The sequence below is a fragment of the uncultured Bacteroides sp. genome, from assembly GCF_958445495.1.
Taxonomy (GTDB): Bacteria; Bacteroidota; Bacteroidia; order Bacteroidales; family Bacteroidaceae; genus Bacteroides.
In genome coordinates this window covers 1-20,953 of record NZ_CAUCSQ010000037.1, presented here as the reverse complement: position 1 = coordinate 20,953, position 20,953 = coordinate 1, and the positions used below count along the sequence as shown (strand labels likewise).

General features: G+C 40.7%; 14 protein-coding genes and 1 pseudogene. 10 read left to right on the top strand and 5 right to left on the bottom strand.

Features of this window, described 5'->3' with window-relative positions; all coding sequences use genetic code 11:
* Positions 1 to 3 precede the first annotated feature (3 nt).
* The 4 genes from Q5076_RS12770 to Q5076_RS12755 form a co-directional block, all read right to left on the bottom strand.
* Positions 4 to 378 carry an FtsL-like putative cell division protein gene (locus tag Q5076_RS12770; protein WP_303013892.1) on the bottom strand — a complete coding sequence of 125 codons (375 nt, stop codon included), beginning with the start codon at positions 376 to 378 and terminating at the stop codon, positions 4 to 6.
* A 13-nt stretch (positions 379 to 391) separates the two neighbouring features.
* Positions 392 to 1,306 carry a 16S rRNA (cytosine(1402)-N(4))-methyltransferase RsmH gene (rsmH, locus tag Q5076_RS12765; RefSeq protein ID WP_303013921.1) on the bottom strand — a complete coding sequence of 305 codons (915 nt, stop codon included), beginning with the start codon at positions 1,304 to 1,306 and terminating at the stop codon, positions 392 to 394.
* Between the two features lies 1 nt (position 1,307).
* Positions 1,308 to 1,763 (bottom strand): division/cell wall cluster transcriptional repressor MraZ, encoded by a 456-nt coding sequence (gene mraZ / locus Q5076_RS12760; protein ID WP_303013890.1) that lies wholly within the window; start codon positions 1,761 to 1,763, stop codon positions 1,308 to 1,310.
* A 553-nt stretch (positions 1,764 to 2,316) separates the two neighbouring features.
* The gene (locus Q5076_RS12755; RefSeq protein WP_303013888.1) at positions 2,317 to 2,820 is read right to left on the bottom strand and encodes an RNA polymerase sigma factor; all 504 of its coding nucleotides are present in this window, start codon (positions 2,818 to 2,820) and stop codon (positions 2,317 to 2,319) included.
* Positions 2,821 to 3,080: 260 nt separating this feature from the next.
* Between Q5076_RS12755 and Q5076_RS12750 the strand changes: the two genes are divergently transcribed.
* Together Q5076_RS12750 and Q5076_RS12745 are read left to right on the top strand one after the other, a co-directional pair.
* The gene (locus Q5076_RS12750; RefSeq protein WP_303013886.1) at positions 3,081 to 3,899 is read left to right on the top strand and encodes a 1-acyl-sn-glycerol-3-phosphate acyltransferase; all 819 of its coding nucleotides are present in this window, start codon (positions 3,081 to 3,083) and stop codon (positions 3,897 to 3,899) included.
* Positions 3,900 to 3,925: 26 nt separating this feature from the next.
* A complete protein-coding gene (locus Q5076_RS12745) occupies positions 3,926 to 4,939 on the top strand; it encodes a GNAT family N-acetyltransferase (protein ID WP_303013884.1) in 1,014 nt (337 codons plus the stop codon).
* Here Q5076_RS12745 and Q5076_RS12740 read toward each other — a convergent pair.
* The gene (locus Q5076_RS12740) at positions 4,911 to 6,254 is read right to left on the bottom strand and encodes a deoxyguanosinetriphosphate triphosphohydrolase (protein ID WP_303013882.1); all 1,344 of its coding nucleotides are present in this window, start codon (positions 6,252 to 6,254) and stop codon (positions 4,911 to 4,913) included. The two genes, Q5076_RS12745 and Q5076_RS12740, sit on opposite strands and share 29 nt — an antisense overlap.
* Positions 6,255 to 6,420: 166 nt before the next feature.
* On the opposite strand from Q5076_RS12740, the gene dut reads away from it, so the two are divergent.
* The 8 genes and pseudogenes from dut to Q5076_RS12700 form a co-directional block, all read left to right on the top strand.
* The gene (gene dut, locus Q5076_RS12735; RefSeq protein WP_303013881.1) at positions 6,421 to 6,855 is read left to right on the top strand and encodes a dUTP diphosphatase; all 435 of its coding nucleotides are present in this window, start codon (positions 6,421 to 6,423) and stop codon (positions 6,853 to 6,855) included.
* A complete protein-coding gene (locus tag Q5076_RS12730) occupies positions 6,852 to 8,699 on the top strand; it encodes a tetratricopeptide repeat protein (RefSeq protein WP_303013880.1) in 1,848 nt (615 codons plus the stop codon). Before dut ends, Q5076_RS12730 begins: the two co-directional genes overlap by 4 nt.
* Positions 8,696 to 9,271: a DUF4292 domain-containing protein gene (locus tag Q5076_RS12725; protein WP_303013879.1), complete on the top strand. Its 576-nt coding sequence runs from the start codon at positions 8,696 to 8,698 to the stop codon at positions 9,269 to 9,271. Before Q5076_RS12730 ends, Q5076_RS12725 begins: the two co-directional genes overlap by 4 nt.
* Positions 9,268 to 10,575 carry a murein hydrolase activator EnvC gene (locus Q5076_RS12720; RefSeq protein WP_303013878.1) on the top strand — a complete coding sequence of 436 codons (1,308 nt, stop codon included), beginning with the start codon at positions 9,268 to 9,270 and terminating at the stop codon, positions 10,573 to 10,575. The genes Q5076_RS12725 and Q5076_RS12720 overlap by 4 nt, the downstream gene beginning before the upstream one ends.
* A gap of 25 nt (positions 10,576 to 10,600) precedes the next feature.
* Positions 10,601 to 14,602 carry a hybrid sensor histidine kinase/response regulator transcription factor gene (locus Q5076_RS12715; protein ID WP_303013876.1) on the top strand — a complete coding sequence of 1,334 codons (4,002 nt, stop codon included), beginning with the start codon at positions 10,601 to 10,603 and terminating at the stop codon, positions 14,600 to 14,602.
* Between the two features lie 459 nt (positions 14,603 to 15,061).
* Positions 15,062 to 17,587 (top strand): DUF4965 domain-containing protein, encoded by a 2,526-nt coding sequence (locus tag Q5076_RS12710; RefSeq protein ID WP_303013874.1) that lies wholly within the window; start codon positions 15,062 to 15,064, stop codon positions 17,585 to 17,587.
* A gap of 50 nt (positions 17,588 to 17,637) precedes the next feature.
* Positions 17,638 to 19,131: an IPT/TIG domain-containing protein gene (locus Q5076_RS12705; protein WP_303013873.1), complete on the top strand. Its 1,494-nt coding sequence runs from the start codon at positions 17,638 to 17,640 to the stop codon at positions 19,129 to 19,131.
* 20 nt (positions 19,132 to 19,151) lie between these two features.
* Positions 19,152 to 20,903: pseudogene (locus tag Q5076_RS12700) on the top strand (SusC/RagA family TonB-linked outer membrane protein); the annotation flags it as partial.
* Positions 20,904 to 20,953: the final 50 nt, after the last annotated feature.

The following is a 20,953-nucleotide window of genomic DNA, read 5'->3' as shown; positions in this document are numbered from 1 at the left end:
GGCTTATTTAATAAGGTAAGGCGGATTGGTAGAGGTCTGCAAATCGCTTTCCTTATTTGAAATATAATCTTCGATGCGTGACTGGCGGCTTTTTTCCATTAACTCCGAGCTGCGGGTCAGCGCATCATATTTAATATCTGTCAGTTCTTTTTTCAACCGGTCTATTTCAATCTGCTGTTGCTGGCTGGCATAGCGGTTGTGGATGTAGAAGATGATGAACACCATGATAAGTACCAGCAGTTTCGTCTGGCGACGGAAAAAGTCGGTAGCCAGGATGTCTCCGCCCAGGATACTTTTCAGTGAAGTGCGTTTTTTCTTCTTTTTCCCTTCTTCTTTTTCCTCTTCTGCCGCTTTCTTCTTTATTGCTTCTTCTTCCATAGGTTCTCTCTTGTTATTTCTTCTCTGCAATCCGTAATTTGGCGCTTCTTGACCGTGGGTTTCTCTCTATTTCCGCCTGGTCGGGGACAATGACTTTGTTGTTGACGGGGCGAAGGGGAGTTTGCAGGTTCCCGAAAAAGTCACTGACAGGTTTGCCTTCTACGTTGCCTGTCTTCATGATGTTCTTTACCATACGGTCTTCCAGCGAATGATAGGTGATTACAACCAGCCGTCCGCCGGGTTTTAACGCTTCGGTTGCAGCTTGTAGCATTTCTTTCAATGCTTCCATCTCTTGGTTTACTTCGATTCGTAATGCCTGGAATACTTTTGCCAGCTCTTTCTTTTCGCGTTCGCGCCCGAAGAGCGGTTTGACGGTTTCCAAAAAATCTCCGATGGTCCGGATGGATTGGCTGTTTCTGGCTTTTACGATGACTGATGCCAGTTTACGGCTGTTCTTCAGTTCACCGTATAGGTAAAAGATATCCGCCAGGCGTTCTTCTTCATAGGTATTCAGGATGTCTGCCGCCGTAAGTCCTGCCCGTTTATTCATACGCATGTCCAAGGCTCCGTCGAAGCGGAAGGAAAAACCGCGTTCACTGTCGTCGAAGTGGTGGGACGATACTCCTAAATCGGCTAAAACCGCATCTACCTGTTCGATGTCATGATAACGCAGGAAGTTATGGAGATAACGGAAATTACTGCGTACGAATGTGAAATGAGTGTCATTGACTATGTTTCGCTCCGCATCTTCGTCTTGGTCGAAGGCGAGCAGTCGTCCTCCTTCCCCAAGCCGTGAGAGAATCTCGCGTGAATGGCCTCCTCCTCCGAACGTTACGTCTACATATGTTCCGTTCGGACGAATTTTCATTCCGTCAACACTTTCTTTGAGCAATACGGGTATGTGGTATGTCAGTTCATCTTTCTCCATCTTATCTGTTTTCATCATTCATAATTTCTTCTAGTGCCGCACCGAACTCTTCGGGAGACATGAAAGGTTGTTCTGTCCGTTCTTTCGCCCAGATTTCTATCTTGTTGTCGACACCGATGAAGCGTATGTCTCCATGTATGCTGCATATCTGTAAATACCGTTTAGGAATTAATATACGCCCGTTATTGTCGGGGGCTACTATCTCTACATCGCTCACGAACTGCCTGAATATGAGTTGATGCTTGCCGTTCCATTTGTTGAGTCTGCTTCTCAATTCATTTAATTCCTCGTTCCACACGCTCTCAGGGTACAGAGTCAGGCAGTCCTGAAATACGTCTTTACGCATGATGAGCCTTTCTTCAGAAGCGGCCTGTAACTGCTTTCTGAAGGTCGCGGGTATGAATACCCTTCCTTTGGCATCTGCCCTGGCTTCAATATTACCTAAAAAACGTATCATTACCTTATTATAATAAGCGACCGTAAAAGTATGAATTTCCCCACAATTCCCCACAATTTTCCCGAAAAAACTTTTGGAGAAGTTTTCAACCGAATGTTAAATGTCTATTTGCTTGAAAATGACGCTTCTTCCGGAAGGCGTCTCCGGTGGGGGAATATAAGTGTGAATCCTGAATATTTTGTCTGTATAAAGGAAGTTGGGATTGGAAAGTAATTTGAGTGGGGAAATTTTATGCAGATGTCGGGAATGTTTATTTTCCGGCCGGCTGACGATTGGCGGGAGGGATAGAACATGGGAAGAAGAACTGTCTGCAATCGTCAGTTCCTCGATTTTAAAACTTACAGTCTGTAAGTCCATAAAGAATATCATTCGATAAGCTTGAAACTATTATTGTTCGTGAAGAAATAAAGGAATCTCGAGTCTTTTATTCTTTTACAGTAACTAATAACAAGGGGTTGTCCGAAAAACCGGACAACCCCTTGCTTACTGGCATAACTTAATCTGCATAAAAAAATAATTCCGGAATTTGTAAACTATTGTAGTTAAGGTTTATTTAGCGAAAATCTTTCAGTTCCTCCTGCAACTTCTGGCGGGTGAAAAAAATACGGCTTTTGACTGTACCCAGCGGCAGGTTTAACTTCTCTGCAATTTCCCGATATTTGAAACCGGAAATGTGCATTGCGAAGGGAACTCTGTATTCTTTGGGAAGCTTGTTGACTATGCGGTGCATCTCTTTCAGGTCATAAGCCTTTTCCGTGCTCTCAAAACAGGAGTCCTGCGGCAGGTTCAGGTGGTAGAGGTTATCGGTATGGTCGATAAACGTCTGGTCACGAACTACTTTACGGTAGTTGTTTATAAATATATTACGCATGATGGTGTACATCCATCCTTTGAAATTCGTATCGGGGGTGTATTTGTCTTCGTTATCCAATGCTTTTAATGATGTTTCTTGCAACAAATCGTTTGCTTCTTCACGATCGGTTGTCAGTTTATATGCAAAACGGAGTAATTCATCCTGTACTCCTACCAGGTCTTTTCTGAAGCTTAAACTTTTCATATGCGTTGTTTTTTAGATTGTGAATATTCGTTGTGAAAATTTTGATGTTGCAAGTTTACGGCGTTTTTTGAACCCGGACGGGGGAGAATCCGACTTTATTTAGGGGGAAAACTATCCACGGATAGTTTTTAGGTCTTATTTGATAGTTTTCGGGTGTTGTTTTTACCCGATGTGAACTTAAATCCTGCATTTTCTACCAAATTATTGCGATTAATAAAAAAGAACCGTTAATTTTGTGCCATCATTTTTATTTGAAAAGAATGACTGATGACTCTTTATTTTTGATTGATGTCGATAAGATACTTCGGACGAAGGCTTCGAAGCATTATAAGTACATCCCTAAATTTGTGATTTCTTATTTGAAACGGATTGTTCATCAGGATGAGATAAACGTGTTCCTGAATGAATCGAAGGATAAGGTAGGGGTAGACTTTTTGGAGGCATGTATGGGGTTTCTGGATGCGAAAGTGGATGTGAAAGGGCTTGAAAATCTGCCTGAAAACGGTTTGTTCACTTTTGTTTCCAATCATCCGCTGGGCGGACAGGATGGCGTGGCACTTGGTTATGTGCTGGGACGTCATTACGGAGGAAAAGTGAAATATCTGGTGAATGACTTATTGATGAATTTGCACGGGCTTGCTCCGCTATGTATTCCTATCAATAAAACGGGAAAGCAGGCGAAGGATTTCCCGAAAATGGTGGAAGCGGGTTTTCAATCTGACGACCAGTTGATTATGTTTCCTGCCGGATTGTGTTCGCGCCGCCAGGATGGGGTAATCCGTGATTTGGAATGGAAAAAAACTTTTGTGGTAAAGAGCGTACAGACAAAACGCGATGTGATACCGGTACACTTTGGGGGGAGGAATTCTGATTTTTTCTACAATCTGGCGAATATTTGTAAAACATTGGGCATTAAGTTTAACATCGCTATGTTGTATCTGGCGGATGAAATGTTTAAAAACCGCCATAAAACTTTTACTGTCACTTTCGGCAAACCGATTCCTTGGCAAACTTTTGATAAATCGAAGACTCCTGCACAGTGGGCTGAGTACGTGAAGGATATTGTATATAAACTGTAACTGATAGAACAACTATAACAAGAAATATGGAAGAGATTATTAAACCGGTAAGCAAGGAATTGCTGAAAGCTGAATTGACGGAAGACAAACGCTTGCGGATGACGAACAAAAGTAATAATCAGATTTATATTATTACTCACCAGAATGCTCCTAACGTAATGAGAGAAATCGGCCGCTTGCGTGAGATAGCTTTTCGTGCTGCCGGTGGGGGAACCGGTATGTCTATGGATATCGATGAATACGACACGATGGAACATCCTTATAAGCAGTTAATCGTGTGGAATCCTGAAGCCGAAGAAATCTTGGGAGGTTACCGGTATCTGCTCGGAACGGATGTGCGTTTTGACGAAAAGGGAACCCCGATTCTGGCTACTTCCCATATGTTCCATTTTTCGGATACGTTTATCAGGGAATATTTGCCGCAGACCATCGAGCTGGGACGTTCGTTCGTGACGCTTGAGTATCAGTCTACCCGTGCCGGCAGCAAGGGCTTGTTTGCGTTGGATAATTTGTGGGATGGTTTGGGAGCGTTGACTGTCGTGATGCCGAATGTGAAATATTTCTTTGGCAAGGTGACTATGTATCCCAGTTATCACCGTCGGGGCCGCGATATGATTCTTTATTTCCTTAAAAAGCATTTTTGGGACAAAGAGCATCTTGTCACTCCGATGGAACCTCTGAAATCCGAGACTTCCGAAGAGGAACTGGCTGCTTTGTTCTGTAAAAATACGTTCAAGGAAGATTATAAAATCCTGAATTGTGAGATTCGCAAACTGGGGTATAATATTCCGCCGTTGGTGAATGCTTATATGAGCTTAAGTCCTACCATGCGGATGTTCGGGACGGCTATCAATTATGATTTCGGTGATGTGGAAGAGACCGGAATCCTGATTGCTGTGGATGAAATATTAGAGGAAAAGCGTATCCGTCACATCCAGACATTTATCGAGAGCCATCCGGATGCGTTGAATATGCCTTGTGAGAAAGATGAGGCGTTTACTCCTAAAGTTGTTACACAGCAGGCAGACTGTTGCCGTTGATTTTGCGGTAAAGGTCGAGAGCAAAAACATCAGTCATTCCTGAGATATAGTCAAGTACCGCCTGTATTCTTTCGTAGAGTACGGGCGCTTTTATATTATACTGGCTGGAAACCCGGTTGATTAAAAGTTCGGAGTAAGCTTTTCCGGGAGAAGTTACAGCGTCTATCATTAGTTCGAGCAGTGTGCTGATAACCCGGAAACCGGCTAATTCGATATCCAATACGTCCCGTGAGCGGTAAATCTTTTTTATGGATACTTCGGAACACTGTTTATAGGCCTTTGCCGGACGTTCGGAAATATGTTTGATAAGGGTTCCTTCAAATATTCCGGATAGTATTTCCTGTTCGTGGTCTAGAAATACGCGGGTACATTCTCTTATTAATAAGCCGATGACGGAGGAACGTAAATAAGCGATTTGTTCGTTTACGTCGTTGACGATGTGAAATGTTTTTCTTATATGTTCCTGCCGTTTTTCATCGAAATAAGACATTAACAGAGCTTTTGTCTCTTCAGTAGTAAGAATCTTTAGTTTGTGGGCATCTTCGATATCCATCATCTGGTAACAGATATCATCGGCAGCTTCCACCAGATATACCAATGGATGGCGTGCATATTTCAGCGGATGCCCGTTGAGTAATGTTAAGCCCAGTTCTGTGGCAATCTTCCGGAAGCTCTCTTCTTCGCTGACAAAGAAACCGAATTTCGACTTTGTTCCTGCAAGGCTTGATGAAAAAGGATATTTCACGATGGAGGCCAGAGTGGTGTAGGTCATGGCGAATCCTCCTTTCCGGCGTCCTTCAAATTGGTGGGTAAGTAGACGGAATGCGTTTGCGTTTCCTTCGAAGTGTGTCAAATCTTCCCACTCAACCGGGGATAATTGTTCTCCTGTCGGTTGTTTCTCTTTTAGAAATTGTCCTTTCCCTTCAGAAAAAAAGGTCGATATGGCCCGCTCGCCGGAGTGTCCGAAAGGAGGATTGCCGAGGTCATGTGCCAAACAGGCGGCGGATACGATGGAACCGATTTCCGGCAAAAAAGAATCCCGGAGTTCGGGCTGACGTTCAAGAATTGCCTTGGCGACATCATTACCCAGTGAGCGTCCCACGCAGGATACTTCGAGGCTGTGCGTAAGTCGGTTGTGTACGAAAATACTGCCCGGCAGGGGGAATACCTGCGTTTTGTTCTGCAACCGGCGGAAAGGGGCGGAGAATATGAGCCGGTCGTAATCTCGTTGAAATTCCGAGCGGTTTTCCTGGCGTTCTTCGTGGAATTCTTCCATTCCGAAACGTTTTGCGGATATCAGTTGGTTCCAATTCATGGTGTCTAATTTTTCAATGTACAAGCAAGCCGATGTACCAGTACGTATATTCTGTTCTTGCAAGGCTATCGGCAAATTGGGTCATTATTTATTATTTAACTGCAAACTTAACTATTTTTCAGTTCAAAATGTGTATTTTCGCCCGTTAAATAGTAAACATGTACTTATGAATATCCAAGTTATCAATAAATCGAAGCATCCGCTTCCGGCCTATGCCACCGAATGTTCTGCAGGGATGGATATCCGTGCCAATCTTTCCGAACCTGTCATTCTGGAGCCTTTGCAGCGCTGCCTGATTCCTACCGGGCTGTATATCGCTCTTCCGAAAGGGTTCGAGGCCCAAGTGCGGCCACGTAGCGGGCTAGCCGTTAAGAAAGGAATTACCGTACTTAATTCTCCCGGAACGATTGATGCGGATTATCGGGGAGAGATTTGTATCATTCTGGTCAATCTTTCATCTGAAGCCTTTGTGATTGAAGATGGAGAACGTATTGCCCAGATGGTAATAGCAAAGCATGAACAAGCCGTATGGCAAGAGGTGGAAGTGCTGGATGAAACAGAACGTGGAGCCGGAGGCTTCGGACATACAGGAAAGAAATGAAAACAAGAGTCGTATTATTTTTATTGTTGGTTATATGTTTGCAGACTTTCTGTAGAGCGGCACAAGTGACCGGTGCTGTAGTGGGAGGGACAGCGGTTGTGTCAGGGTATGCCATCGGTACGAAGGCATTGATAGAGAAAGCGAAAAAGAAGAAAGATAAGAAGAAAAAGCCTGTAGCGTGCGAAACTCCGGAACAACAGCTTTCTGCAGAAGAACAGCGGAAATATGATTATTTCTTCTTAGAAGCGATGCGGATGAAGGAGAAAAAAGAATATGATACGGCTTTCGGTTTGTTGCAGCATTGCTTGGGCATCCATCCGAATGCATCTTCCGCACTGTATGAAATCTCCCAATATTACATGTTTCTTCGCCAAGTTCCCCAAGGACAGGCCGCATTGGAGAAAGCTGTAGCTTATGCCCCTGATAATTACTGGTATAGTCAGGGGTTGGCTAGTTTATATTTGCAGCAAAACGAGTTAGACAAGGCTGTGGCCTTGCTTGAAGAAATGGTGGTCCGCTTCCCGGCCAAACAAGATCCTTTGTTTAATCTTCTTGATATTTATAACCGCCAGGAAAAGTATAATGATGTGATTTCAACGCTGGACCGTTTGGAAAAACGTCTGGGAAAGAATGAACAGTTGTCTATGGAGAAATTTCGTATTTATCTCCAGATGAAAGACGATAAAAAGGCATTTCGGGAGATTGAAAGCCTGGTACAGGAATATCCGATGGATTTGCGCTACCAAGTGATATTGGGAGACGTGTATCTTCAGAATGGAAAAGAACAAGAAGCTTATGAAACATATCAGAAGGTTTTAGCTGCCGAACCGGATAATCCGATGGCGCTGTTCTCTATGGCATCTTACTATCAACAGACAGGCCAGAAAGAATTGTATCAGCAACAGTTGGATACCTTATTGCTGAATAAGAAGGTTACTCCGGAGACGAAAGTCAATGTCATGCGGCAGATTATTGTGGAAAATGAACAATCGTCAACGAAAGACAGTACAGAGGTAGTTTCTTTGTTTGCCCGGATAATGGAGCAAGACCAGGACGACCCTCAGATACCGATGCTTTATGCACAATATCTGTTGTCGAAGAATATGGAAGCCGAGGCTGTTCCGGTATTGGAACTGGTGGTCGATTTGGACCCGACTAATAAAGCTGCCCGTTTGATGCTGGTTAGCGCGGCCGTGAAAAAAGAAGACTACAAGCAGATTATAAAAGTTTGCGAGCCGGGGATTGAAGCTACTCCGGATGCTTTGGAACTTTATTATTATCTGGCAATTGCATATCATCAAGCAGAACAGTCAGACAGTGTACTGAGCGTTTGTAGCAAGGCGTTGGAACATGTCACTGCCGATACCAAGAAGGAAATCGTTTCGGATTTCTATTTGATTATGGGGGATATCTATCATACCAAGAAACAAATGCAAGAGGCTTATGCCGCTTATGATTCGGCTTTAGTGTATAATCCTTCTAATATAGGTGCGTTGAATAATTATGCCTACTATCTGTCTGTGGAACGTCGCGATTTGGACAAAGCAGAGGAGATGAGTTATAAGACAGTGAAAGCCGAACCCAACAATTCTACTTATCTGGATACGTATGCCTGGATTCTTTTCGAAAAAGGAAATTATGCGGAAGCGCGTATCTATATTGATAATGCAATGAAAAATGAGGGAGAGAAGAGTGATGTGGTCGTTGAACATTGCGGAGATATCTATTTTATGACCGGTGACGTGGAAGGTGCGGTAAAGTATTGGAAAAAGGCACTGGAGATGGGCAGTGAGTCGAAAACGCTGAAAGAGAAGATAGACAAGAAAAAATACATTGCAGAATGAAAAGGGCCGTTTATCTATTGTTGGTTGTGATAGTGGCACTGTCCGGCTGTAAGAGCTCGAAACGTTTGGTGATTTCGGAAACGTCGGAAACGAAGGCACGGACATCCGGTTATCTGACTTCCAGGCTTCAACTGACTGTTCCCGGTAAGAAAGGAAGCATGTCTGTTGGAGGAATGATGAAGATGAAGACCCGTGAACGGGTACAGATTTCCTTGTTAATGCCTATATTGCGCACCGAGATAGCCCGGGTGGAGATAACTCCTGATGAAGTATTGTTGGTAGACCGGATGAACAAACGTTTTGTCCGTGCAAGCAGAGATGAATTAAAGAATGTACTACCGAAGAATGCGGAATTTTCCCGGTTGGAAAAGATATTGATAGACGCCTCTTTACCTGGCGGGAAAACCGAGTTGTCCGGAAAGGACATCGGGATTCCTTCGTTGGAAAAAGCCAAAGTGCAGCTTTATGAATTCTCGACTAAGGAGTTTTCAATGACTCCTACTGAACTCACTTCCAGATATCGGCAAGTCCCTTGGGAAGAATTGGTTAAAATGTTGGCAGCTTTGTTATGATGAAACGTGTCTTTGTAATTCTGATTGGTTGTTTGTGGTTGGCAATCCCTCTTTCCGCTCAGTCGAATAAGTTGATTCGTGAGCTGGAGAGTAAGCGTGGTGCATTACAGAAACAGATATCCGAAACGGAATCAATCTTAAAGAATACAAAGAAGGATGTGGGAAGCCAGTTGAACAGCCTGGCGGTGTTGACCGGGCAGATTGAGGAGCGGAAACGTTATATCCTTGCCATAAACAATGATGTGGAGGCAATCGAACGGGAACTGGCCTCTTTACAGCGGCAGTTGAACAAACTGCAAAAAGATTTAAAGGATAAGAAAAAGAAATATGAAGCTTCCGTGCAGTATTTGTATAGGAACAAGTCGATAGAGGAGAAACTGATGTTTATCTTTTCAGCTAAAAATCTTAGCCAGACTTACCGCCGAATGCGTTATGTTCGTGAATACGCTACTTATCAAAGGTTGCAGGGAGAGGAAATCTTGAAAAAACAGGAACAGATACGAAAGAAGAAGGCTGAACGTGAACAGGTGAAGTCTGCTAAAGAAAATCTGTTGAAAGAGCGTGAAAATGAAAAAGTAAAGCTGGAAGCGCAAGAGAAGGAAAAAAGAACCTTGGTTGCCAGTCTGCAAAAAAAACAGAGAGGATTACAGAGCGAGATAAACAAGAAACGGCGAGAAGCCAACCAGTTGAATGCCCGTATCGATAAATTGATTGCGGAGGAGATAGAACGTGCTCGTAAGCGTGCTGAAGAAGAAGCCCGTCGGGAAGCTGCCGCACGTAGAAAAGCAGAAGGTAAAGGGAGCAATCCGGGGAAAGCGGAGAGGGCGGCAAATTCGAAATCAAGGCCGTTGGAAGCTTATACAATGAGTAAGGCAGACCGGGAATTGTCCGGCAATTTTGCCGCTAACCGAGGAAAACTGCCGATGCCTATATCCGGTCCTTACATTATAACCAGTCATTACGGACAATATGCGGTAGAAGGATTGCGCAATGTGAAACTGGACAATAAAGGGATTGACATTCAAGGAAAGCCCGGAGCGCAGGCACGTGCTATTTTTAATGGAAAGGTGGCGGCGGTATTCCAGTTGAACGGGCTATTTAATGTTCTTATCCGGCATGGCAACTACATTTCCGTCTACTGTAACTTGTCTTCTGCTTCTGTGAAATCCGGTGATACGGTGACGACTAAGCAGTCTATCGGACAGGTTTTCTCCGATGGTACGGACAATGGAAGAACCGTATTGCATTTCCAGTTACGTCGTGAGAAAGAAAAACTGAATCCGGAACCGTGGTTAAACCGGTAGTCTGTATTTATAAAAACACATGATAATGAAATTGGCTAAAATCATACTATTTTTATTGATTGTAGGGGTAGAAACCATATCTGCTTCTCCTTATTTTTCATTTAAGAAATATCAGGTTGAAGATGGGTTGTCACATAATACGGTGTGGTGTGCACTTCAAGATAGTTATGGTTTCATTTGGCTGGGTACTAGCGACGGATTGAACCGGTATGACGGCAGAGGAAATAAAGTCTATCGGAATGTATTGAATGACAAATTTTCATTAGAGAATAATTTTGTAGAAGCCTTGATAGAGGTGGAACAGAATATATGGGTTGGGACCAATTCCGGACTTTACATTTATGACCGTGCTACTGACAGGTTCTCTTATTTTAATAAAACGACGGAATACGGAGTCTATATAAGTAGTGAGATTAAAAAGATAATTAAAACTAAAAACGGACTTCTCTGGATTGCCACTCTAGGACAGGGGTTCTTTATTTATGACCCGAAAACCGATATGCTGACACAGAATAGTATTCAGACTTCTTTTGTGTGGGACATTTGCGAGAGTCATGACCAGACGAGAGTCTATATTTCTTCTTTACAGGAAGGACTTCTTTGTTTTGATGAAAACGGTGCTTTTTTGAAGTCGTATAGAGTCTCTCCGGATGTGAACGCTTCAGATAGTTACCGGATTAATTGTATCCGGAGCGTGAAAGGAGATATTTGGGTAGGTGCGGGGAGCAACCTGTTAAGCCGGATACATGAGGAGGACGGAACAGTTGAGAATTATGCCGCTTCATCACTGAATTTGGGAACTATCCGTTGTCTGTTGGAATATACGGAGAAGGAATTGCTGGTCGGTACGGACAACGGACTTTATCTGTTCGACTGCACGACCCATGCTTTTCTGCGTGTGGACAATCCGGCAGACCCCAGAAGTCTGAGCGATCAGACTGTAAACGATATGATGTGGGATGCCGAAGGCGCTCTTTGGGTACAAACCAATCTGGGCGGGGTTAATTATATGTCTAAACAGACTAAACATTTTGATTATTATTCACCGGCTTATTTGCTTGGATCGCCGGCCGCCGGTGAAGTGGTAGGTCCGTTTTGTGAAAATAAGGACGGCAATATATGGATTGGCACCCAGAATGGCCTGTATTTTTTTAATGTTTCTACTCGTGAACTTTACGAATATTCTATTGGCGGAGTTAAATATCAGAAATATGATATCCGTTCTTTATTGTTGGATGGAGATTATTTATGGGTAGGCACTTATGCCGAAGGCATACGGGTCATTAATTTGCGTACTGGGGCGGTAAAGGCTTATATGCATTCACGTGAAATTCCCAATACGATTTGCAGTAATGATGTATTGTCTATCTATAAGAATAGGAAAGGAAACATTTTTGTGGGAACAAGTTCAGGGTTATGCCAATATGACCCCGTTGTTGATAATTTCCGTACAATGACAAATGTAGGATACATGATTTCAGTTGTAGATATTCACGAGGATATGTATAATAATCTTTGGGTTGCTACATCTAAGAGTGGAGTCTTTTTATATAATACCCAAAATGCACATTGGAAACATTTTCGTCATGAACGTTCAGATTCGACCACAATAACAAGTAATTCTATAATTACTTTGTTTGAAGATATGAGAGGTGTTATGTGGTTTGGAACAAATGGAGGAGGACTTTGCTCTTTTGATTCTAAAACGGAAACATTTATAGATTTTGATGCAGAGAATGTCTTATTGCCTAATAAAGTGATTTATTCTATAGAACAGGACCAGACCGGTGATTTTTGGATTTCTTGTAACGCTGGTATTTTTAAGATAAATCCAGTGACCAAAAATCATTTCCGTCAATTCACTATGAGTGATGGATTACAGGGAAATCAATTTATGTCTCGTTCTTCGTTGAAGTCATCTAAAGGGTATTTTTATTTTGGAGGAATTAATGGTTTTAATGTTTTTCAACCGGATCGGTTTGTTGATAATAAATACATTCCCCCAGTTTATGTTACAGATATTCGCTTACCTTATCAAACAACAGACAAACAAGTGATGAAAAAAATATTTGAATTAGGTGAACCACTCTATTTGGCGGATAAAGTAACATTATCTTATAAAAATAACAGTTTTACAATCCGTTTTATAGCTCTCAGTTTTGAAGATCCGACAAAAAATCGTTATTCTTATATATTAGAAGGAGTGGATAAAGAATGGATCATAAATGTTAATAATAATACTGTCTCTTATACGAATTTACCTCCAGGTGAATATGAATTTAAAGTACAAGCATCTAACAATGACCATCAATGGAATGAAAAAGCTACCACGTTGTTAATAGAAATTACTCCCCCCTGGTGGCGTAGTAATTTGGCCTATGTAATTTATGTCCTTTTGTTGTTAAGCTGGGTTGCATGGTTAGCTTGGAGATGGAATCTTCGTGTTAAACATAAATATAGACGACGGATGGAAAAGTTTCAGATAGCTAAGGAGCAAGAAGTATATAGGTCGAAAATTAATTTCTTTATTAATCTGGTACATGAAATACGTACGCCGCTTAGTTTAATTCGGCTTCCTTTAGAAAAACTGCAAGAAGAAATTAAAAAAGAAGAAGAGAGTAAATATTTGTCAGTTATTGATAAGAATGTAAATTATTTGTTAGGTATTACTAATGAGTTGCTCGATTTCCAGAAAATGGAAAGCGGAACTTTTTATTTGAATTTAAAAAATTGCGATATTAAAGGGCTTATCCGAGATGTATATAATCAGTTTACAGGGCCTGCAGAACTGAAAGGTATTCATTTTACTTTAACGTTTCCGGAATGTGAATTAATATCAATGGCGGATAAAGATAAATTAAGTAAGATTCTTGTTAATTTAGTTGGAAATGCCATTAAATATGCCCGTAAAAATATTGAAATAAAGCTTGTTGTAAATAATGCGGAATATGAGATACAGGTAAATGATGATGGACCGGGAGTTCCAGATACTCAAAAACAAAAAATCTTTGAAGCTTTTTATCAGCTTCCAGATGATGAGATAGCGTCGAAAGCAGGTACGGGAATTGGTTTAGCATTTGCGAAATCTTTGGCAGAAGCTCATCAAGGAAGTTTGTACTTAGTGGATAATCCGTCTGGTGGTGCCTCATTTGTACTGACCCTTCCGATACGAGAATGGCAAGAGGAAAAAATAATAGATACAGATTCAGTAAACCTAGAGGGAGTAAGAGGGGAAGTTTCAGAATTTTCTGGAAAGAAATTTACCATACTATTGGTTGAAGATAATATTGAATTATTAAATCTGACACGAGATTCGTTGTCTAAATGGTTTCGTGTATTAAAAGCTTCTAATGGCTATAGAGCGCTAGAAGTACTTACACAAGAAAGTGTAGATGTCATCATCAGTGATATTATGATGCCTGAAATGGATGGTTTGGAGTTTTGTAATAAAGTAAAGTCTGATATTAATTATTCACATATTCCAGTCATTTTGTTAACGGCAAAGACAACTTTGGAGTCTAAGGTAGAAGGGCTCGAGTGTGGTGCAGATGTATATGTTGAAAAACCGTTTTCCATTAAGCAACTTCATATTCAAATTGAAAATTTGTTGAAGTTGAGGCAAGCCTTTCATAAGTTTATGGTTGGATTAGCCAACGAAAAAGTGGCTGTTTCTGCCACAGAATTCGTTATGTCCCAAAGAGACTGTGAATTTATAGAAAAAATCCAAAATATAATTGCAGAACAACTTGCAGATGAAAATTTTTCTGTAGATGCCCTTGCAGAGCAGTTGAATATGAGTCGTTCTAATTTCTATAGGAAAATAAAAGCTTTATCCGGAATGTCACCTAATGATTATTTGAAAACACTCAGAATGAACAAAGCTGCTGAATTAATTATGCAAGGCACGCGGATTTCGGAAGTTGCCGTGCAAGTCGGATTTACATCATCTTCTTATTTTGCCAAATGTTTTAAAGCACGATATGGTGTGCTTCCTAAAGAATATGTAGGGCAGCCACCGATATCTTAGAAGATTTTAAGGAATATTGTTGTAAAGTATTTGAGTAATAATTATTGAAAAAAAGAATAATTATTGCTCAATTGCTTTATATTACCTCTTTACCTTGTCTGGGAATTTGGTTATAATAATAAGAAAGAATAGATTTTGTCCTTTCTTGAATGGATATTTTCCTAATTTTTGTTATTTATTTCATTAATTTGCCATGTCTTTAAATGGAAATATTGTGAAAATAATACGTGTTCGGGAACTATAACCTGGTACAATGTAATGATTCGACAGTACTGATTTCTATATATAGGATGAAAATTGTAACAGAAAGGGTCTAAAGTGTAAAGACGGGATAGTCTATAATTTAAGGTAAAAGATGAAATAAGGATTGTAAGGAGATAGAGATTAGTTTTTCTGAAAATAAATATGATTGTTGAACGGATAACCTTAAAATAGTAAATTATTTAAAAACAAATACTTATGAAGACATTACTAACAATAGCAGTTTTCTTATGGGGGTTACTTGCTAATGCCCAAAGTACAGACTTGTTTAAACCGGTAAAAGAAGTAGCACTGCGTGCTCCGTCAGTACCTATTATTGTTTCAGACCCTTATTTTTCAATCTGGTCTCCCTATGATAAGTTGATGGAAGGAATTACAGAACATTGGACGAATGCAAAGAAACCATTGTTAGGTGCTTTACGTGTGGATGGGAAGGTGTATCGTTTCATGGGAAAAGACAAAATCAATTTAGTACCTATTGCTCCCATGACTAATGTTGAACATTGGGAAGCAGTATATACCAATAGTCAACCTGATGATGACTGGAAAGAATCTCAATTTGATGACAATGGGTGGAAAAAAGGTAAAGCAGCCTTTGGAAGTCATGAAATGAAGCGTGTCCATACGGAATGGAAAGGAGAAAATACAGACATTTATATTCGCCGTACATTTGAGTTGAATGATTGGGAAAAAGGAGAGAAGATTTATTTAGTCTATTCTCACGACGATGTATTTGAACTTTATTTGAATGGGGAAAAAATAGTTTCCACAGGTCTTGTCTGGAAAAATGATGTTTATTTGGAACTCTCAAATGATGTAAAGAAAAAGCTACGTAATGGAAAGAATGTGATAGCAGTTCATTGTCATAATACTACAGGAGGTTCTTATGTTGATTTCGGATTATACCGCGAAAAGGAAAATGCGGTGAAATTCACAGATGAGGCTATTCAGAAATCAGTAAATGTGTTAGCGACCTCTACCTATTATACTTTTGCATGTGGTCCTGTAGAATTAGATGTTGTGTTTACGGCTCCACAATTGATGGATGACTTGGATTTACTGTCAACTCCTATCAATTATGTTTCCTATCGCGTACGTTCTTTAGATAAAAAGCAACATGATGTACAGTTCTATATAGAGACAACTCCCGAACTGACTGTCAATGAAAGTAACCAGCCGACAGTTGCCCGTACTTTATCGAAGAATGGTATTAGTTATGTCGAAGCCGGTTCGATAGATCAACCTATATGTGACCGCAGAGGCGATTTAATTTGTGCAGATTGGGGATATGTATACCTTGCCGGAATAAATGGAGTGGGGAAATCGGTAAGCCTGGGTGATTATTTTAAGATGAAAGAGTCATTTATCAAATATGGTACATTGGCTTTTGCAAAAAATAAATGGATAACCCGTAAAGAAGAGAATAATCCTGCTATGGCCTATGTACACAATTTAGGAAATGTATCTCAAAATGGCAGTTCTGGTTTCATGATGCTTGGTTATGATGATATTTATTCTGTGGAATATATGTATGAGAGACGCATGGGATATTGGAAACATGACGGTAAAATTAGTATTTTCGATGCTTTTGAGAATATGCGTGACAATTATTTTTCCATAATGGAACGTTGTCGTGCATTTGATGAGATGATTTATGACGATGCTGAAAAAGTGGGTGGAAAGAAATATGCTGAGATTTGTTCTGCTGCATATCGTCAAGTAATTTCCGCTCATAAACTTTTTAAAGACAAACAAGGGAACTTACTGTTTTTCTCTAAAGAAAACAATAGCAATGGTTGCATTAATACTGTTGATTTAACCTATCCCTCTGCCCCTCTTTTCTTAGCCTATAATCCAGAATTATTAAAAGGAATGATGACTAGCATTTTTGAGTACAGCGCCAGTGGACGTTGGAATAAACCCTTTGCCGCACACGATATTGGTACTTATCCGGTTGCTAATGGACAAGTCTACGGTGGTGATATGCCGATTGAAGAAAGCGGTAATATGGTAATTCTAACAGCAGCTATTGCAAAAATAGAAGGAACTGCTGATTATGCAAAAAAATATTGGGACATATTGACCACGTGGACCGACTATTTGGTAGAACATGGGCAAGACCCGGCCAACCAACTTTGTACCGATGATTTTGCAGGACATTGGGCACATAATGCCAACCTTTCGGTAAAAGCAATAATGGGAGTCGCAGGATATGCCGAACTAGCCCGTATGCTCGGTATGGATGAAATAGCTGAAAAGTATATGACGATAGCTCGGAAGATGGCATTGAAGTGGGAGACCATGGCAAATGAAGGAGATCATTATCGTTTAGCTTTTGACCGTGAAAATACTTGGAGCCAGAAGTATAATATGGTATGGGACAAAATGTGGAAATTGAATATTTTCCCGAATGATGTAATGGAAAAAGAAATAAAATATTACTTGTCCAAACAAAACCTTTATGGACTGCCATTAGATTCTCGGAAAGAATATACTAAGTCCGACTGGATTATGTGGACGGCATCTATGACATCTGATCAAGCAACATTTGAGAGATTCATCAATCCCCTTTATAAATATGTAAATGAAATGGTATCACGTGTTCCTATCAGTGACTGGCATTATACAGACAGCGGGCAGTGGGTCGGTTTTAGGGCTCGTTCGGTAATTGGCGGATACTGGATGCAAGTACTTATGCAAAAGATGTTGACGGATAATAAATAACGGTTTTATTTAAACAATGGATTAAAATGAGAAACATGCAATGTAGAACAATGAGAAAAGTAATGCAGGAGTGCCGATGGATATTACTGGCATTATGCACTATTTGTTTTTGGAGTTGCAAAGACGACGAAGAAAGCGGTTCAACCGCTTTACCGTATGATCCCAGCAAGCCGGTGGAAATTACAGACTTTACACCAGATTCTGGTGGTGGAAATTCATTTATTGTAATATATGGGAAGAATTTCGGAGTTGATAAATCAGCAGTTAAACTTACCATTGGGGGGAAAAATGCAGTTGTGATCAATGTACTTGGTGATTGCATGTATGCCATTGTACCTCAAAAAGCTTTTAAAGGAAATTTCGTGTTGACAGTCGGTAATGGCGAACAAGCGCAGACAGTAGAAGCGGAAAAAAAATTTAATTACACACGCTCAATGGTTGTTTCTACATTGTGCGGCAAAAAAGAAGAAAATGGTTCTTATGAGGTAAAGAATGGTCCTTTTGATGACTGTGGCGGCATTGACAAGCCTACCTGGTTTTCATTTGACCCAGAAAATAAAGATATTCTTTATTTAGAGCAAGACCCGGAAAGTGGTGACCGTCCGTTACGTGTACTGGACTTAAAAAACAAATATATTTATACCAATACGAATGTCAACTTAAGTCGTCCTCGTACGATTACGTGGGCTTTAGGCAAGGGAGATGGACTAAAAGACACGATGATTATAGCGTGTGACAGAGGAGGAGATACAGATGTGAACAACTACTATTTAGTGCGAGATAGAAATAAAGCGGTTCATGAACAGTTCAATGTAACTCCTCAGCCGTTGATGGAAGGAAAAGCATGTAACGGTTCGGCAGTACATCCGGTTAATGGTGAACTATATTACAATAGTTACTCACAGGGACAAGTTTATAAATACAATTATCGCACAGCTTGGGATGAGTTGAAGCAAGAATTCGATTATAGTAAAAAGGTGCAATTATTTACTATTCAGGATGTCAACTGGGAATTTAACATTGTTATCCATCCAACTGGACGTTATGCATATATTGTCGTGGTAAATCAACACTATATCATGCGTACAGATTATAATCCGACCAAAAAGAAATTTGGTGTTCCCTATTTGTTCTGTGGTTCTGTCGGTGGTGCCGATTGGGTAGACGGTACAGGTGACAAAGCACGTTTGAATACACCCTATCAAGGCGTATTTGTGAAAAATAAGGAATATGAAGCAGAAGGGAAAGAAGATATTTATGATTTCTATTTTACAGACAAGATGAACCATTGTATCCGTATTCTTACTCCGGAAGGCAGTGTGACAACCTTTGCTGGTCGAGGTAGTTCTGCACTCAATTCCAATCCTTATGGAAACATAGATGGAGAGTTGAGAGAAAAGGCACGTTTTGATCGCCCGGCCGCATTAGCATATGACGAAAAAACGGAAACGTTTTATGTAGGAGACGTGGAGAACCATTCCATTCGTACCATTGCATTGGAAGAAGGAGATGAAGATACGGCAGAAGAAGCAAATTTTAAGTAAATGACGATAAACGCAGAAATATGAAAAAGATTCTGATAACATTTCTTTGGTTGTTCTGCTATGCTTTAGGCATGCAAGCACAAGAGACCATCGAAGTAACAGGAATTGTTACAGATAGCAATAAGGAACCGATGATTGGTGTAAATATAACCGTACGTGATGCTGCTGGCTTAGGGACCATTACAGATATAGACGGACGTTTCAAGATAAAGATGGAACCTTACCATCGCCTGATATTTTCATACATCGGTTTTGATAAAGTGGAAATACTGGTAAAAGAACAACGAGTGGTGAATGTCGTCATGAAAGAGTCAGAAGCCAGTGTGATTGACGAAGTTGTGATTACCGGTACGGGAGTCCAAAAGAAACTGACGGTAACTGGTGCTATCACAACCGTGAATATCAACGACTTAAAATCTAATCCGACAGGAAATCTGTCCAATGCATTAGCTGGTAATGTTGCCGGAGTATTGGCGATGCAGACCTCTGGTCAGCCGGGGCAGAATACCTCAGAGTTTTGGATTCGCGGTATTTCAACTTTTGGAGCCAGTAACTCCGCATTAGTATTGGTTGATGGATTTGAACGTAACCTGGACGAAATCAATGTAGAAGATATTGAATCGTTTACAGTATTGAAAGATGCGTCTACTACCGCTATCTACGGTTCACGGGGAGCCAATGGCGTAGTACTGATTACAACCAAGCATGGTAAAGCCGGTAAAATAAATATTGATGCAAAGGTCGAGACCTCGTATAATACCCGTACTGTCACTCCCTCTTTCGTAGATGGTTATACGTATGCCGAGATGTTAAACGAAGCCCGTATTACACGTGCCCAAGAACCTCTCTACCAGCCTTACGAGTTGGAGATACTTCGTTTAGGATTAGATCCAGACCTTTATCCGAATGTGAATTGGAAAGATATACTGATGAAAGATGGGGCAATGAGCTACCGTGCTACTGTAAACATGAATGGTGGCGGTAATACTGCCCGTTATTTCGTGTCTGCCAGTTATATAGAAGAGCAGGGAATGTACAAAACAGACAGTAATTTGAAAAAAGACTATAATACCAATGCAAACTCCAAGCGTTGGAACTACCGTTTGAATACAGATATTGACATCACTAAAACCACTCTGCTTAAAGTAGGAGTATCCGGTTCTTTGAAAAAAGTGAATGAACCCGGATTAGGCGGTGATATTTGGCATTCCATTATGGGACAGACACCTATTAGTATCCCTCTGATGTATTCTAACGGCTATGTGCCTGCCTATGGGACAGGAAATCAGACAAACCCGTGGGTACTTGCCACACAAACCGGATACAACGAAACATGGGAAAATAATATTCAGACAAACGTTACTTTAGAACAAAAATTAGATTTTATAACAAAAGGTCTGAGTTTCGTCGGACGTTTTGGATATGATACGAATAACAGCAGTTATATCAAACGTACGAAATGGCCGGAACAATGGAAAGCGGAAAAATACCGAAATGAGGCTGGAGAGCTTGTCTTTAATCGTGTATCGACAGAGCAGAAAATGAAACAGGAAAGTGGTGGTGACGGCGACCGGACGGAATTTTTTGAAGCTATATTGCAATATGAGAGAGCATTTAAGAATCATCATCTCGGCGGGACACTCAAATATAATCAGGATTCGAGAATACAGACACAAAATATTGGAGATGATATCAAAAATGGGATTTCGCGACGTCATCAAGGCGTAGCCGGACGAGTAAGTTATAATTGGAATTATCGTTATTTATCAGATTTATAAAGTAAAGCCCTAAAATGAAAACAAGAGCTAAACAAGTGCAAATA

Coding starts and splice junctions, on each gene's coding strand:
- Q5076_RS12770 (WP_303013892.1), bottom strand. CDS start 378: ATGGAAGAAGAAGCAATAAAGAAGAAAGCGGCAGAAGAGGAAAAAGAA.
- rsmH (WP_303013921.1), bottom strand. CDS start 1,306: ATGGAGAAAGATGAACTGACATACCACATACCCGTATTGCTCAAAGAA.
- mraZ (WP_303013890.1), bottom strand. CDS start 1,763: ATGATACGTTTTTTAGGTAATATTGAAGCCAGGGCAGATGCCAAAGGA.
- Q5076_RS12755 (WP_303013888.1), bottom strand. CDS start 2,820: ATGAAAAGTTTAAGCTTCAGAAAAGACCTGGTAGGAGTACAGGATGAA.
- Q5076_RS12750 (WP_303013886.1), top strand. CDS start 3,081: ATGACTGATGACTCTTTATTTTTGATTGATGTCGATAAGATACTTCGG.
- Q5076_RS12745 (WP_303013884.1), top strand. CDS start 3,926: ATGGAAGAGATTATTAAACCGGTAAGCAAGGAATTGCTGAAAGCTGAA.
- Q5076_RS12740 (WP_303013882.1), bottom strand. CDS start 6,254: ATGAATTGGAACCAACTGATATCCGCAAAACGTTTCGGAATGGAAGAA.
- dut (WP_303013881.1), top strand. CDS start 6,421: ATGAATATCCAAGTTATCAATAAATCGAAGCATCCGCTTCCGGCCTAT.
- Q5076_RS12730 (WP_303013880.1), top strand. CDS start 6,852: ATGAAAACAAGAGTCGTATTATTTTTATTGTTGGTTATATGTTTGCAG.
- Q5076_RS12725 (WP_303013879.1), top strand. CDS start 8,696: ATGAAAAGGGCCGTTTATCTATTGTTGGTTGTGATAGTGGCACTGTCC.
- Q5076_RS12720 (WP_303013878.1), top strand. CDS start 9,268: ATGATGAAACGTGTCTTTGTAATTCTGATTGGTTGTTTGTGGTTGGCA.
- Q5076_RS12715 (WP_303013876.1), top strand. CDS start 10,601: ATGAAATTGGCTAAAATCATACTATTTTTATTGATTGTAGGGGTAGAA.
- Q5076_RS12710 (WP_303013874.1), top strand. CDS start 15,062: ATGAAGACATTACTAACAATAGCAGTTTTCTTATGGGGGTTACTTGCT.
- Q5076_RS12705 (WP_303013873.1), top strand. CDS start 17,638: ATGAGAAAAGTAATGCAGGAGTGCCGATGGATATTACTGGCATTATGC.